Source organism: Limosilactobacillus sp. DJ3M12, from assembly GCF_947381695.1.
In the GTDB taxonomy this organism is placed as follows: domain Bacteria; phylum Bacillota; class Bacilli; order Lactobacillales; family Lactobacillaceae; genus Limosilactobacillus; species Limosilactobacillus kinnaridis.
Genome location: NZ_CANCWY010000004.1, coordinates 1 through 15320 on the forward strand (window position 1 = coordinate 1; position 15320 = coordinate 15320).

Below are 15320 nucleotides of genomic sequence, written 5' to 3' on the forward strand. Positions count from 1 at the left end.
CCCGCTGCGCCACTAGCTGACGTGGCTGGTGCTTCCCCGCCTAGCGTTGCACTGGACGTTGGCTTGTCGCCGCTCGTTACCGGCGTATCCGTTCCGGATGTTGGCGTTTCGCTCGCTGAGCCACTAGCTGACGTAGCGGGTACTTCCCCACCTGGCGTTACACTGGTCGTTGAGTTGTTACCACTCGTGGCCGGCGTGTCCGTCCCGGACGTTGGTGTTTCACCGGCTGCGCCACTAGCTGACGTGGCGGGTACTTCCCCGCCTAGCGTTGCACTGGACGTTGGCTTGTCGCCGCTCGTTACCGGCGTATCCGTTCCGGATGTTGGCGTTTCGCTCGCTGAGCCACTAGCTGACGTTGCCGGTGCTTTCCCGCCTGACGTTGCACTGGTCGTTGGATTGTCGCCGCTCGTTACCGGTGTGTCCGTCCCGGATGTTGGCGTTTCGCTGGTTGTGCTACTGTCCGACGTTGTCGGTGCTTCCCTGCCTGGCGTTACACTGGTCGTTGGGTTGTCACCGCTCGTGGCCGGCGTTTCCGTCCCGGAGCTTGGCGTTTCACCCGCTGAGGCACTGCCGGACGTTGCCGGTGCTTCCCTGCCTGGCGTTACACTGGTCGTTGGGTTGTCACCGCTCGTTACCGGTGTGTCCGTCCCGGACGTTGGCGTTTCGCTGGCTGTGCTACTGTCCGACGTTGCCGGTGTTTCCCTACCTGGCGTTACACTTGACGTTGGGTTGTCGCCGCTCGTTACCGGCGTATCCGTTCCGGATGTTGGCGTTTCGCTGGCTGTGCTACTGTCCGACGTTGCCGGTGCTTCCCTACCTGGCGTTACACTGGTCGTTGGGTTGTCGCCGCTCGTTACCGGTGTGTCCGTTCCGGATGTTGGCGTTTCGCTGGCTGTACCACTATCCGACGTGGCTGGTGTTTTCCCACCTGGCGTTGCACTTGACGTTGGGTTGTCACCGCTCGTTACCGGTGTGTCCGTTCCGGACGTTGGTGTTTCGCTGGCTGTACCACTATCCGACGTGGCTGGTGTTTTCCCACCTGGCGTCGCGCTGGTCGTTGGATTGTCGCCGCTCGTCACCGGCGTATCCGTTCCGGATGTTGGCGTTTCGCCCGCTGCGCCACTAGCTGACGTGGCTGGTGCTTCCCCGCCTAGCGTTGCACTGGACGTTGGCTTGTCGCCGCTCGTTACCGGCGTATCCGTTCCGGATGTTGGCGTTTCGCTCGCTGAGCCACTAGCTGACGTAGCGGGTACTTCCCCACCTGGCGTTACACTGGTCGTTGAGTTGTTACCACTCGTGGCCGGCGTGTCCGTCCCGGACGTTGGTGTTTCACCGGCTGCGCCACTAGCTGACGTGGCGGGTACTTCCCCGCCTGGCGTTACACTGACCGTTGGCTTGTCACCCTTCGTGGTTGGCTGACTCCCTTGATCAAGCGAGGTGGCCGCCGTTCCCAGGCCACCAAAAGTCCCGATCGGCTCACTGCTCCGGCCTGAACTGACTTGCGGCCACAGGATCGTATTGGTCGTTCCGATTTGGGTCCGCCAGGCTTGCGGTGGCAAGTTTCGATCAATCAGTTTCCGACCATCCGGCGTAGTCATCGTCACGTGGTTGCCGCGAATCTTTACGACCGTTCCCACCGGAATGTGGTACTGATCTCCTTCGTGCAAACCATTCCACTCCATCAAAGTATGGTAATCAATCCCCAAAACTTGCGCCAAGGCCCACAAAGTGTCACCCGCCCGGAAAGTATAGGTTTGATCCGTTGGCGCAATGCGGGGCGCGATCTCCGCCGGCGTCGTCGCTCGCCATGGTAACAAGCTCGCCGCATCAATCGTGGTTGGGCCTAAGCCTAAGGTAAATGCGGTTAAGGTAAACGCGGTTAAGCCAATCGCAATCCAATGGTTTCCTTTCTTAACTAACTTGACCCGGTACAGCCGGTCAGCAATCATTTGATATTTATGTTCCATTTTTCTCCCCCTTATTTTAAGGATAATTTAACCAATGGCCACTCTGCTTCAAGTTAATTCTAACTTAATTTCTTGCTTTTTTCACTTATTACACGAAAAAAGAGGCTGATCAACGATCAAGCCCCTTTCCTAGACTGGACCCTGTCAAGTGGAAAGTTGAATTATACGCGAATTGCTATGCCGTTGCCTAAAATTTCCAGATTATGGGCCAAGATGATTGATTCAATTTGCGCTCGTAAACCGGCTAAGCTCCGAGTACAAGTTTGTTCGCTTCCTACTGCAGTAAGCTTGGCAAAGGTTGTCTCGATCAGACGTCTAGTCCGCTTTAAAGTTGGATTATTGTGTTCCTTAGCCCCTTTCATATTTGATCGATATGGCGTCCAGAAGTTATAACCTCGTCGCGCAAATTTAGCCCGAAGATCTACATCAGCCAGAATATTTGGGTAAGGGCAACCTTGCGTTACCGTTAAAGCTACTTTAACATCTGACAACGAGGCGGGAGTTACAACATAATTGAGGATTAGTCCGGATGGCGTCACTGCCATATGGACCTTAAACCCATAAAAATGTTGTTTCTTTGTAGCGTTGTAACCTATGTCAGCATAGCCGGCAAACGCACAGGCATGAAAGTTGCGCACATATTGGCATAACGGTAAAGGATAACTGTCAATGATGGCGATTGATCCGGGGGTTGTCCAAGATAATAACCCCTGACGAATAGCCTGTAATACCGGTCCCAGTTGCTTGATGCGCCGAGTAAAACGAGAATACTCAATCATCGCTAATTCAGGCAAAGCATGCTTAACCAAACGATAGAGGGCCATCCAAGTGGTAAGTTGATAGTGAACTTTTAGGCACATGAGGGCCAATAAGTCTTCATCGGCAAGCTTCGTGTTATTGCCGTTACGACGATCGGTGAACCAACAAGGAACGAACCAATCAATTAGTATTTTAAATTGAGCCCTTTGATGATCAAAACGGGCTTGGAAATCCATATGATTAAGACTAGACTGAGATTAGCTTAGCATGGTTAGGACTCCTTTTTTAGTCTACTTTGAGTCTAACCTTGTTAGGCTTTTTTAAATATTACGAACTAGCAATTCGCGTACTTTTTTAAATAAATTTATTTTTCGCTCTTTTTTGCAATTAAATTTAATCGTGATAATTGCCGCAGGATAACTAGTACAAGCAAGGTTTCAATCGGCCAGGTAATCAACTCTTTTGGCAAACGAATGAAGAGGAGAGCCATGAAAGTATGGCCGGTACTACTGGAACTTAAGCTCATAAGGTAAAGCCAGGAAAGAATAAGCTTCCTGAATTTAAAATAGTATTACTTATGATATCAGATACGACCATTGGCCATCCACCAATCCATGGTCCAATACAGTAACCAATAAGTGCAGTGGCAATAAAACCAAAACTAAATTTTAAAACCGCTGGATCTCCAATTGAAAGTTTATTTAAGATTACCTGCAGTGCGACCAGCATAGCAGCTAAAGTCAAATTCTTTGTAGTAAAACGCGGTCCGGCAAATGATAACGTAGACATATCAATCCACTCCCTTTTGAAAATTTTGTTAGGGAACACATTGACGTTTCCGTTCATGGTGAATGCGGAATAACAAAGCAGCTAGTTATAAGCCTCCTTCTAACGTTCACATTCCGTTCCGTTAGACAATAACTCTGAGATTCCTACCCCAACAGTAGTAATATATGCTAAATATATTTATTAATCAAGCTCAAACATGTGATTTTATTTTTATCATGTATTTATTTTGCTAGAATTAAAATTATTTAACAAGCGTAGTTATTAAAAGTGAAAACTATAAATTAATGCTATAGCGCTTGAATGTTATAAAACAACAAGATAAAATAGGAGTATGAAATATTCATATAAACTAAGTGATGCTGTTCACTTATTAAGCTATTTGCACATTTATCAGGATGGTGACTTATCTAGTAAAGCGATTGCTGATAGTATTGAGTCGAATCCGAGTGTTGTTCGTCAATTAATGTCAGATTTGAGGACTGCTGGTTTGATCGTAACTAGAAAGGGGGCTGCTGAACCGCGATTAGCTAAAAAGCCACGAGAGATTAACCTGTTTGATATCTACCAGGCAATAAATATGGATCATGATTTACTTCATGTTGATCCAAAAACTAATTTGAAGTGTATTGTTGGTGGAAATATTCAGGCGTCATTAGAAAAGTATTATGATCAGATTCAAGCAGCAGCTTTTAATGAGATGAAGCAAATTTCATTAGCAGATGTAATCGACGATATTCTACAACGCCAAAGTACAAAGTTAGATTTATTAAAGAAGCAGATTTAAAATAAAAACGCAACTGAGGAAAAATCCTTAGTTGCGTTTTTTATAGGGCTTTACAGTTAATTATTGTTGCGCAATTGCATCATTAACAGCTGTTTGCTCTTTGTTAATTAAATTGACCTTGCTTTCAATTACACTAATGTCCATTTTAATTTCCCGAGTTAAACCTGGTGTATTAAGTTTAGGTTCAAAGAAGTCTTTAAATTCGTTCAATCGTTCTGGAGTATGGAAAACGCCGGAAGTGACAGTGATAAAGGTAGCAAATTCCATATCGCCACCAACTGTATCATTTAACCATTGCCATTCATCACGAAGCCAATTCCAGGCAGCTTGTTGACCTGCTTTATTGGCAAGAAGGCCACGATACCATGCTCGTAAATCTTGTGGCTTAATGACGTCAGCATCTTCAAAGTAACTAACAACTTTTGCAATTAATGCTGGATCAGTTGTATTTGGTATTGCCATTCGCAAGTCTTGTTTAAAGCTTGCGTCCGCTGTTTGTTGGTAAGCTTTGATTAATTTATCAAATAATTCAGCACTCCCGAAGTTTTGAACTTCATTTTTAAGAACTAAACCACGAATATCCGCCGAAAGAGACTCTAATTTATCCTGATTTTCAGTAAAGATTTGATGAGCTTGAGTAATTGAATCATTATTGCGTGCAAATAGTGAAGTGCTAAGAATATAAGGGCGCGTCAATTGGTCATCGTTGCTTTCATCATCTTTAGGTAACCAACCAAGCCGCTTTACTTGATCCTTACTTAATAGATCAAAGAATTGTCGTAGTTCTTGTTCAGCAGGAGAATCAGGTTTAGCAAACATTTTAAGGCTATTAGCTATTTGGTATAGTTCGGCATTAACAATTGCTGAAGGACTATCTTTAAATTGCTTTAATAATGGGATTAATGACGCATAAGATATTTGTTGTCCTTGGGCAAGTAACCGCAGATCCTGAAGAAGTTGACGCTGGGTAATCGGGTCTAATTCATCAGTGTGATTTAAAATATCGTTTAGTAGCGTATCATCATATTTTACGATGAAATGTGAATTATTGCCAAGGTTTAGACGGAATGGTTGACCATTCTTATCGTGCAATGCTTGATAATTTCCAAGGTTGAGTTCTTGTTCCGCCATAATTTGTGGAGCTTCATCATAGTTGCTATTAAGTGGGATTTGCCATTGACGATCAACATCTTTACCATCACCAATGAAAAATTGCTTTTGTGACAGTACTAAATCGCCATCATCATTAATCTTTGCTGTTACAACAGGATAGCCTGGTTGTTCAAGCCATGAATTCATGATTTTTCCAATGTTAAGCCCCGATGCTTTGCCAAGAGCTTTCCATAAGTCAGCTCCGGTTGCATTACTGTATTTGTGAGCAGCAAAATAATTCTTAAGACCTTCTCGTAACGCTTTGTCACCTAAAAGAGCCCGGACCATTACTAACATTCGCGATCCTTTGGCATAAACAATCGCACCATCGAATAAGGCATCAATTTCAGCCGGATTGTTAACATCAACATGAACGGATTGAACACCATCAGTTGCATCTCGTTGTAATGCCATTGGAGCTTCTGAAGTTTGGAAAAGTTCCCAAATGTGCCAGTCAGGCTGGAGAGCATCGACGGCAACATATTCCATCATATTAGCAAAACTTTCATTAAGCCATAAGTCATCCCACCACTTCATTGTCACAAGATCACCAAACCACTGGTGAGCTAGTTCGTGTGTGATGACAGTTGCAACTAATTGTTTCATTTCAAGGGAAGTGTTGTCTGGATCGAGTAATAAGTAAGCTTCCCGGTAGGTTACCAATCCCCAATTTTCCATTGCACCGGCAGAGAAATCAGGTAAAGCTAACTGCCATGAATGGGGAAGAGGGTACGGAGTTTGATAGAAATCCTCATAAAATTCGATTGCCCGCTTAGCAATATCTAATGCAAAATCAAGTTCTTTTGGTTGGTGCGCTTTCGTTGCGAATACACCTACTTTAACGCCACCCTTTGTTTCAGTAATTTTACTTTGGAGTTCTCCAAATGCAAAGGCAACAAGATAAGTGGACATTCGCACAGTGGGTTCAAAGTAGTGGATGCCATTTTCAACGTGATCTTCTGGCATATTAGCGATAATGGTTTCACCAGGATGCTCATCAAATTTAATTGCTAGACTGAAGGTAGCCTTAGCCTCTGGTTCATCGACACAGGGAAAAGCTTGCCGAGCAAAAGTTGTTTCAAATTGAGTCCCGATAATTTGCTTTTTCTCCCCGTCAACCTCATAGTATGATGGATAAATTCCCATCATCGAATCAGTTAACTTAGTATTATAAGTTACAGTAAAAGTTACTTTACCAGTTTGCGGAAGGGTAATCCGAACTGCCTCGGCATCATTATCAATATTAAAGTCTAATTCTTGACCGTCTGCTTGAACACCAGTGACCTGCAAATTTTTTTGATTAATTGCAATTTGAGGATCAGTCGCGTTACCAGTGATAGTTGTTTTTCCATTAATAGTTTTCTTTGCTCGATTAATATCGATAAAAACATCATAATGGTCAGGTTGGAAAGTATTATAAAAGCGTTCGAGTTTTGCCATGTAAAAGATTCCCTTCTTAATTTGTTTTTAATGTTTATTATACGGCTGATGAGAAGAATTAGCTAAACTATTACCTGATTTTAGAATAGAAAAAAGTTGTAGGCCAATCTTACGCTATTTCGACTGGTCAACAACCTGTAAAAAATTAAATTTGATCTAGTGCTTCTTCAATCGGCGTGTCTCCACTCCGCATCATGATGACGTGGCCGATTGTATTATCGTGTTGTAGAATATCGGCTAAAGTCTGGGCAACGTCTGGAATCGGATTAGAAGTTGCAGAGCCTTCACCAATTTGGATTTTACCGGTACCGGGTTCTTCAGTTAAATTAGCAGGTTGAAGGATAGTGTAGTCAAGATTTGTATTTGAGATAAGATAATTATCAGCAAAGAACTTGGCAATGTTATAATCCATAATTGAAGCTAATGATGGAACTTTTGACCACATTTCAGGTTGTAAAGCATATAGCGAACTTAACATAATGTAACGTTTAATGCCGTCTTTTTCAGCAGCTTGCATTGTTTTAACTGCTCCCATCGCATCAGCTTGCAGTAAATCTTTGCCACGTGATCCGGCAACAAAGTAAATTGCATCCATGTCCTTCATTAATTCAGCGATTTTTTCAACACTATCATGTAGGTTCAATTCAACAGCAGTAACGTGGTTTAACTTAATAACTTTTTCCGGATGGCGAGCACCAGCTGTAACTTCATTACCAGTGGCAACTAAATCTTTAATTAAGTCAGTAGCAACACGGCCTGAACCACCAACAACAAATACTTTCTTCATAATTAATCGACCTCCTAGATAGAATTTTATCGCAGTTCATATAATTTATAATTAAAAGTGACTTACTAAATATAATCTTAGCTTACTTTTTATAAGTAGTAAAGGATTGATGCTTGTTTAAAATAGAAAAGCTTTTAAGTCAATAATTTTGAAGAAAATGCGGTATCATTAATAATGTATAAGTCATTTTAGAATTTTAGGCAAAGAAGGGATTTATTGTGACTGAAGAACACGATTTAACCTCAAAAATGGTTGAAAAATTAAAGAAAGAATTTCATTCACGTAAAGATGCAGAAATTATTGCCCGGGCAATACAAAAAAATGGGATTAAAGCTGCGAGTGAAGATCCAACGGCAAGCGAACGTCTTCATCGAGCATTTTCTTATGAAATTAAGACGGGGAAGCCAACCAACCAGCGTCATAGTGGACGTTGCTGGTCTTTTGCAGCATTAAATACATTACGTCATAAGTTTGCAACAAAATATAAGTTCAAGGACTTTGAATTGTCACAAAATTATCTATTTTTCTGGGATCGAATTGAACGGGCAAATATGTTTTTCCAGAAGATTATTGCAACTGCTGATAAGCCTTTGCATGATCGAACCGTTGATTTCTACCTTAGTTTTGCATTAAATGATGGTGGGCAATGGGCTAATGCCGCTTCTATTATTGAGAAATATGGTGTTGTTCCAGAATATGTAATGCCTGACACACATAATACGAAGGATACTTCAGATGTAGCCGAAGTATTTGATAGCTTAATGCGCAAAGATGCAATTGAATTACGGGCAATGGTGCAAACTAATGCCAGTGCAACGGAATTACAGGAAGCACAAGAACGAATGATGGGTGATGTTTATAAGATTGCAGCCTACTCATTTGGTGAACCGCCTGCAAAATTTGATCTTGAATATCGGGATGATGATAAAAAGTTCCACCAAGTTCTTGGCTTAACGCCATTAAAGTTCTATCATGAATACTTTGATACAAACTTAAGTGACTATGTTGTAGTTACTAACGCTCCTGATCATGAAATGGATCGGAGTTATTTAATGCCAGCGCAAGATAGTGTGGTTGATGGTTTGCCAATTAAATTTGTTAATGTTCCTTTTGCAGAATTACAAGAAGGAGCCATCAAACAATTGCAAGCTGGTGAAACAGTTTGGGTTGGGAATGATGTTCTCCAACAAATGGACCGTAAGCGAGGCTTGATGGATGCAAAATTATATCATCGAGAGGAATTGCTTGATGTTGATTTTGTAATGGATAAGAAGCACCGTTTGGAAACTAAGCAAGCCGTCGTTTCTCATGCAATGACATTAACAGGCTTTGACATGGTAAATGATCAACCTACACGATGGAAGATTGAAAACAGTTGGGGTAAAGATAATGGCGATAACGGATACTTTGTAATGACCCAAGATTGGTTTGAAGAGTATACTTATGAGGCTGTTATTAATAAGAAGTACCTTAGCGATCGAGTAAAGAAAGTAGCTGCCAGTGAACCCGTTACTCTACCAGCTTGGGATTCTTTGCAGTAAAATATAAATAGTGAAGTACACACGGAGAGGTTGGGAAACAAAACCTAATCTCTTTATTTATTTCCTGGGAAATCATTTAACTTCCCCAAATAGTTGTATGATAGTAATTAGAATTTAATTAAAATCATGCAAAGAAAGTAGGGGAATTGATGGCGAAGGAAAAATCGATTTTTACAAAAGATGTTGTGCTCGTAATGGCGGCTTCGTTCTTTTTTATGTTTAGTAATATGTACTGTAACCCATTGATTAACGGTTATGCTCAAGATTTAGGCGCATCAAGTGCTTTTGCAGGTATAATCGTTGGAATGATGAGTATTGTTTCAATGTTTTTGCGACCAATTGCTGGTAATCTGACTGATCGTTTTTCAAAATATTCATTAGCTTTTTGGGGTGGAATATTGTGCTTTATTGGGGTTGCAGGTTATGTGTTAACGCCTAATAGCACTTTCTTGTTAATATGCCGTTTGGTTAATGGATTAGGATTTGTATTATGTACAGTTTGTATGACAACCTGGCTATCATATTTAGTTCCATTTAATCATGTTGGCGAAGCAATGAGCTTTTATGGACTGATGAACGCTTTGGCAATGGCATGTGCCCCCGCTGTATCAATTAACTTATATCGAATTATTGGTTATCGAGCTGCAATGGTGATTTCAGCATTATCGGCTTTACTGGTTGTTGTCACAATTCAGTTTGTCAGTAACCGCGCTCAACCGGCAGCACACTCTGTAAAACAAAGTGGCTTTCATATTAAAATCATTCAGCGAGACGCTATCCCGGTTGCCCTTTTAACAGCTTTATTTGCTATCCCATATTTTGCAACGCAGGCAGATATTGTTGAGTACGCTGAACAACGTCACTTACCTATTGCTGTTGGTGCTTATTTCTTAATTTATGCTGTAGTTCTTTTACTTAGCCGATTATTCTTACGGACCCAATTTGATACTGTCCGTTTTGAACCATGGTTGATTTTAAGCACGGTTGCAACAATCTTTTATCTTATTATGTTAAGTATTATGAAAAATAACATTGAAATGGCACTGGCAGCTGCTGGAATGGCATTTGGCTATGGTATTATTTATTCCGTTTGTCAATCAACTGCAATGATGCTAGCTCCAGATAATGAACGAGGGTTAGCAAGTTCGACATTCTTTCTCGGCCTTGATATTGGAATGACGCTTGGGCCAATCATCGGGGGGATTATTGATAGTACGTTACCTGTGAAATATTTTTATCCCGTAATGCTATTTATTGTCCCGTTAGTTATTATTATTTTTCTAGTAAATCGAAAGAAACTGAATAGTGCAATTGACCAGCATTAGAGGAAATAAAAATGAAAAAATTAGAAAAGTTGACTGGTGTCTGTAGTTTATTATTAAATTTAATGCCTTTTTTGCTGTATATTTCCCTTACTAAAGAACAGTCTGATATCTTTGTTGGTGCCTTGCCCTTCGCTATTTTCTATGCTTTCCGGCATACAATTTTATTATTTTGCCGTGATTTAGAATACGATTATCAACGGCTGGCCTGGATTGGTCTTTATAGCGGAATTATTGGTTACTTTTTAGGGATGTTTGGTGGATTTCAACCAATCTTCTGGGATTTGTCAGGTGCAGGGGCAGGGATTGCCTCTCGACTATTTCCAACTGCAATAAGTCAGCGGCGGCGATTAATAAAACGAGGACTCTTACCCCAGCAGGATCATCTTAAGCCGCTTTTTCAAGTTATTATAGTTTTGATTGTGTTTGGGATAATTGTGTGGATAAAGAAGCCAGTAATTAGTTTTGTTTTAATGTTAATCATTACTTTTGGTGCAATGGGATCAATTTGGAAAACACCCCATGCAATTCGTCCGCTGCCAGTTCGTCTACATTGGGCTAATTACTTACTAGCATTAATTTTGCTTGGCGCAATGTTACTGTTGCGATTAGGGAGAAGTTTAGGCTTTGGGAAACCACTTGAATGGGGAACCGCTCTTTTATTAATCTTCCTCATCACGATGATCCTTACCTTGCTTGTAAACCATCGGCGATTACTTCACTATCCCAATCATTTACGGCAACGAATAATGCTTTATGGTGCTTGTGGTCAGTATTGGACCTTGTATAGTACCGTTTTTATTGGCATTTTGTATGGCACAAAAATGTATTCTTGGACAATTGTTGCTTACTTATTTGCTTTCGTCTTTGGAGGATTATTGGTAAAACAAACCCACCATTTATTCCATTTTAAGGATTGTCAAATTAATTTAGTGATGCTAACAATTGGAATTCTCTTAACATTTTGGTTGCCAACATATTTTATTGGCGTATTTATCATCCGTAGCTTTGCCGGTGCAGAACGTAAAACAGCAATTGATGACTACGAGAAAGCAACCCATAATTATAGTATTTCTTCGATCGTCAATTATTACTATGCATCAATTGCGGGGATAATTTCCCAATTAGTAATGTGGGGAAGTTTATTTATTTTTGCTGGAACAACAGGAATTAATAGAATTTTTGGTGCGTTTTCGGTGGGAAAAACAAGTATTCAAAGCTTTCCAATTATCATGAATACCCATCTTATTCTTGCGAGCTACATGATTATATTTATAATGGCGTTGGCTTTTAGATTAAAGAACACAAAAAAGCAAGAACTTAGATAGAAATATCTTTGTCCTTGCTTTTTACAATTTCTTGACGCCAATGATTAAGATGTTTTTTAGTGATGACACACAGGCCATCATCGCCGACTTGCTTCATTTCGTCAGTACACATGATTTTAATGTTACCAGTTTTTTTTGCTCTATTTTCACCCCAGTAATTTAAATAACGAAGGGCAGCATAAAGATTTTCACCCTCAGGAGTTAAGCGATATTCAACATGTGGAGGAATCGTATTGAAACTTTTTCGGATAACGAGGCCGGCATCTATCATTTCACGAAGCTGGTCACTCAAGACTTTATATGAGGTGCCTAGCTGCTTAACTAGTTCACTTGTTCGTCGGGGATGACCAGCTAAGAGATAAAGGATAACGGACTTCCATTTACCACCAATGATTGCTAAAGCATAATCTGCTCCAGTATTATACATTTTAGGTTGCCGTTCCATTAAAATTCCTCCTTTAACGTGTTTACAATAATTATATACCGTTAAAGAGGATGGAGAATAATAAGTTTACTTGATTAATTTGAACATCTCTTCGTCATCAAGCTGAGCCTTTTCTCCAGCTGGTGCCTCAATTGAACCAAATGGCATTTCAGCACGCAATTGCCAATCAGCTGGAAGATTAAATACTTGATGAATTGCATCATCAATCAATGGGTTATAATGTTGAAGACTGGCACCGATTCCTTGTTCTGCGAGTGCTGTCCAAACTGCTTGTTGAGCACCACCGAGGCCTTGTTCAGCCCAGTTTGCAAAATTAGCTGCATATGATGGATAATCATTCTCTAATTGATGCACAATTGTAGTGTCAGTAAAGTAGAGGATCGTTCCATAGCCTGCCTTGAAACTATCAATTTTTGACTTTGTTTGTTCAAAAGCATCTGGACTCTTAGCGATTTTGCGTAAAGCATCCTCAACGATTTCCCATACTTTATCTGATGACTTGCCAAATAATACGACTGCCCGTACTGTTTGACTATTAAAAGCAGTTGGTGAGTTTTTGATTGTTTGCTTCACTAAGTCAAAAATTTCTTCTGGTGTTTGTGAAAGATTATCACCAAGCGCATAGATTGAACGACGATTTGCAGCTAAACTGTTAAATTGTGAATTCATAATAATCACTCCCGTACATTTATTTACTTACTAATAGTAACTCAAAAATAAAAATATACAAGAAGTGAATTTTATTTCACTAGCGAAAGGAGAAAAAATGGTCGAAAAAGATTGTCCGATTGAGAATACGCTTAAGTTAATAAACGGAAAGTGGAAAAGCGTAATTATATATCAAATTAGTGAATATGAACCTTGTCGTTTTTCGGAGTTGCAAAAATTAATTCCGGATTGTTCAAAGAGAATGTTGGCTCTTCAACTAAAGGACTTAGAGGGAGCAAATATTATACAAAAGCGTGTTTATTCGACAGTGCCGCCTAAGACTGAGTATTCATTGACGGAAGTAGGAAAAAGTTTGGTACCAATAATTAGGTCAATTAACCAGTGGGGCAAAAAATATACTAAAAAATAAAATTTTGCCGATTACTTGTCCATCAATCATATCTTACCTGAGTGTAACTACCTTACTTGTGTGTACTTACTTTTAATTGGTACAGAGAATTGTATACTAAAAGTAGAATTTATGAGGAGGTAGAAATAATGGCAAGAGAAGTTTTGATTCTAGGTGCAACGGGAAAAATTGCTGGACACGCAATTGATGCATTGTTAGCAAATGGTAATGATGAATTATTACTATTTACTCGGCACCCACAAAATATGAATGTTGTCGATGAAAATCGTGAAACAGTTATTAAAGGGGATGTCCTAAATATTGGTGATTTAGAGCCAGCGATTGAACGAGCAGATGTAGTTTATGCTAATCTACGAAATCCTGAAATTACGCAACAAGCTAAAAATATTGTCAGCTTAATGGAAAAATATGCTGTAAAGCCGTTAGTCTGGATTTCCTCGATTGGAATCTATGATGAAGTTCCAGGTAAATTTGGTGAATGGAATAATGAAATGTTAGGTGGCGGCCAGAAAGATAGTTATTTAGGAACTTATCGCAGTGCTGCCGATGTAATTGAAAATTCAACCCTTGATTACACAATCATTCGACCAGCATGGTTAACAGATAAGGATGAAGTGGATTACGAAACGACTGCAAAAGGAGAACCATTTAAAGGTACCGAGGTCTCGCGAAAGTCAATTGGTAATTTTGTAGCAAAAATTATTGATGATCCGGCACCATATGCACGAAAAAACTTTGGTGTGAATAAACCAAATACAGACGGAGATAAACCTGCTTGGTATTAAATCGCTAATTGCAAGATAGATTAATCCGTTGTATACTGATACCGAATAATTTACTAACGACTCGTCTTTAGTCCCCGGATTAAAGACATTAAGAGTACTAGCCATCTTCTACTAGGGCCTGTCACAATGACATGAAGAAGTTGGTTAGTACTCTTTTATTTTTTAGGAGGTTTTAATATGAATGTTGAAGTAAAAACGCTAAGTGAAATGACCGCTCAAGAATGGTGTAGATTAGCAGAAGAACGGATAAAAGTATTTGTTGTTGAGCAAGAATGTCCTTATCAAGAAATTGATGAACAGGATTATCAAGCTCACCATTTAATGCTGAAGGATGACCAGGGAGACTTAGTAGGTTATACGCGAATTATGGCTAAGGACAGCTCTCATGCGACTTTTGGCCGCGTATTAGTTTTAAAACAATTTCGTGGACATGAATACGGACGTCAGCTAGTTCAGGCAACGGTCGATGAAACTAAGCGTCTTTTCCCAAATAAGACAATTCAAATTCAAGCTCAAGCATATCTTAAAGAGTTTTACGCATCGTTTGGATTTAAGCCGATTTCAGATGTTTACCTTGAAGACAATATTCCGCACTTAGATATGATATTAGATTAATTGTGAAGAAAATACTAATAGAGTAGTAATTTTGCGTTAAAGTGAGGTAATTATTAATTTTTTGTGTGCGCTTCCATGATATAGTGAGGATATTGAATTGACACTATCAAATAAGGAGGCGGAATATTATGGCAAAGACATTTACAAGAGAAGAATTGAAAAAATATGATGGGCAAAACGGGAATCCAGCTTATGTAGCAATTAATAATCGTGTCTATGATGTAACTCATATTCCTGCATAGCAAGATGGCACCCATCATGGAAATAAGGCAGAATTGGATTTGACAGATGTTCTGTTTGATTACTCTCCGCATAAAGACCGTGTATTGGCAAATCTACCCAAGGTGGGAACTTTAGTGGGAGAAGAATAAATGGGACTGTGACATAAGTTAAGTTACTTTCATAAAAAGCAAATACGCAGTACAATAATGGCCTCTAACGTCCGGCAAAACCGAACGCTAGAGGCCTATTGTTGCTTGCGGGGGCTCCCAGAGGCTAGCTTCGCGTCGAAAAACGAAGTCACAAGTG

13 protein-coding genes, 2 pseudogenes and 1 riboswitch are annotated in these 15320 nt (G+C 40.3%); of the genes and pseudogenes, 8 read left to right on the forward strand and 7 right to left on the reverse strand.

Translation table 11 applies throughout. The features are described 5' to 3' along the window. From QOS06_RS11130 to QOS06_RS03830, 3 genes and pseudogenes are all read right to left on the reverse strand, one after another. Positions 1 to 1967: LysM peptidoglycan-binding domain-containing protein (locus QOS06_RS11130; protein WP_502868064.1), on the reverse strand; the 1967-nt coding region annotated here is incomplete at its 3' end. A gap of 161 nt (positions 1968 to 2128) precedes the next feature. Continuing rightward, entirely contained in the window at positions 2129 to 2962 is an 834-nt protein-coding gene (locus QOS06_RS03825) for an IS982 family transposase (protein WP_152700983.1), read from the reverse strand. A 128-nt stretch (positions 2963 to 3090) separates the two neighbouring features. Continuing rightward, a pseudogene (locus tag QOS06_RS03830) lies at positions 3091 to 3515 on the reverse strand (ECF transporter S component). Between the two features lie 54 nt (positions 3516 to 3569). Next, a riboswitch (THF riboswitch) is annotated at positions 3570 to 3668 on the reverse strand. Between the two features lie 178 nt (positions 3669 to 3846). Between QOS06_RS03830 and QOS06_RS03835 the strand changes: the two are divergent. Continuing rightward, positions 3847 to 4299 (forward strand): Rrf2 family transcriptional regulator, encoded by a 453-nt coding sequence (locus tag QOS06_RS03835; protein WP_020843428.1) that lies wholly within the window; start codon positions 3847 to 3849, stop codon positions 4297 to 4299. A gap of 60 nt (positions 4300 to 4359) precedes the next feature. Here the strand turns inward: QOS06_RS03835 and QOS06_RS03840 are convergent, their stop codons facing one another. Together QOS06_RS03840 and QOS06_RS03845 are read right to left on the reverse strand one after the other, a co-directional pair. After that, positions 4360 to 6891 carry a M1 family metallopeptidase gene (locus QOS06_RS03840; RefSeq protein ID WP_273774383.1) on the reverse strand — a complete coding sequence of 844 codons (2532 nt, stop codon included), beginning with the start codon at positions 6889 to 6891 and terminating at the stop codon, positions 4360 to 4362. A gap of 145 nt (positions 6892 to 7036) precedes the next feature. Further along, positions 7037 to 7678, reverse strand: a complete 642-nt coding sequence (locus QOS06_RS03845) for an SDR family oxidoreductase (RefSeq protein ID WP_085678413.1) — start codon at positions 7676 to 7678, stop codon at positions 7037 to 7039. A 218-nt stretch (positions 7679 to 7896) separates the two neighbouring features. Here QOS06_RS03845 and QOS06_RS03850 point away from each other — a divergent pair, with 218 nt between their 5' ends. The 3 genes from QOS06_RS03850 (at position 7897) to QOS06_RS03860 (ending at position 11869) form a co-directional block, all read left to right on the forward strand. Beyond that, positions 7897 to 9219, forward strand: coding sequence for a C1 family peptidase (locus QOS06_RS03850; protein ID WP_003670129.1), 1323 nt, complete (start codon positions 7897 to 7899; stop codon positions 9217 to 9219). A 149-nt stretch (positions 9220 to 9368) separates the two neighbouring features. After that, positions 9369 to 10544: an MFS transporter gene (locus tag QOS06_RS03855; RefSeq protein ID WP_085678419.1), complete on the forward strand. Its 1176-nt coding sequence runs from the start codon at positions 9369 to 9371 to the stop codon at positions 10542 to 10544. An 11-nt stretch (positions 10545 to 10555) separates the two neighbouring features. After that, positions 10556 to 11869, forward strand: coding sequence for a hypothetical protein (locus tag QOS06_RS03860; protein WP_078009799.1), 1314 nt, complete (start codon positions 10556 to 10558; stop codon positions 11867 to 11869). Here QOS06_RS03860 and QOS06_RS03865 read toward each other — a convergent pair. Continuing rightward, on the reverse strand, positions 11862 to 12314 hold the full coding sequence (locus QOS06_RS03865) for a winged helix-turn-helix transcriptional regulator (RefSeq protein WP_283595523.1): 453 nt from the start codon (positions 12312 to 12314) through the stop codon (positions 11862 to 11864). The two genes, QOS06_RS03860 and QOS06_RS03865, sit on opposite strands and share 8 nt — an antisense overlap. Positions 12315 to 12380: 66 nt before the next feature. Continuing rightward, complete coding sequence (locus QOS06_RS03870) at positions 12381 to 12983, reverse strand: nitroreductase family protein (protein WP_003670122.1); 603 nt, start codon at positions 12981 to 12983, stop codon at positions 12381 to 12383. Between the two features lie 97 nt (positions 12984 to 13080). Here QOS06_RS03870 and QOS06_RS03875 point away from each other — a divergent pair, with 97 nt between their 5' ends. The 4 genes and pseudogenes from QOS06_RS03875 (at position 13081) to QOS06_RS03890 (ending at position 15163) form a co-directional block, all read left to right on the forward strand. After that, the gene (locus QOS06_RS03875) at positions 13081 to 13392 is read left to right on the forward strand and encodes a winged helix-turn-helix transcriptional regulator (protein ID WP_035159677.1); all 312 of its coding nucleotides are present in this window, start codon (positions 13081 to 13083) and stop codon (positions 13390 to 13392) included. Between the two features lie 128 nt (positions 13393 to 13520). After that, on the forward strand, positions 13521 to 14177 hold the full coding sequence (locus QOS06_RS03880) for an NAD(P)H-binding protein (RefSeq protein WP_003670119.1): 657 nt from the start codon (positions 13521 to 13523) through the stop codon (positions 14175 to 14177). A 177-nt stretch (positions 14178 to 14354) separates the two neighbouring features. Then, positions 14355 to 14792, forward strand: a complete 438-nt coding sequence (locus QOS06_RS03885) for a GNAT family N-acetyltransferase (RefSeq protein WP_078009797.1) — start codon at positions 14355 to 14357, stop codon at positions 14790 to 14792. Between the two features lie 128 nt (positions 14793 to 14920). Continuing rightward, positions 14921 to 15163, forward strand: a pseudogene (locus tag QOS06_RS03890) (cytochrome b5 domain-containing protein). Positions 15164 to 15320: the final 157 nt, after the last annotated feature.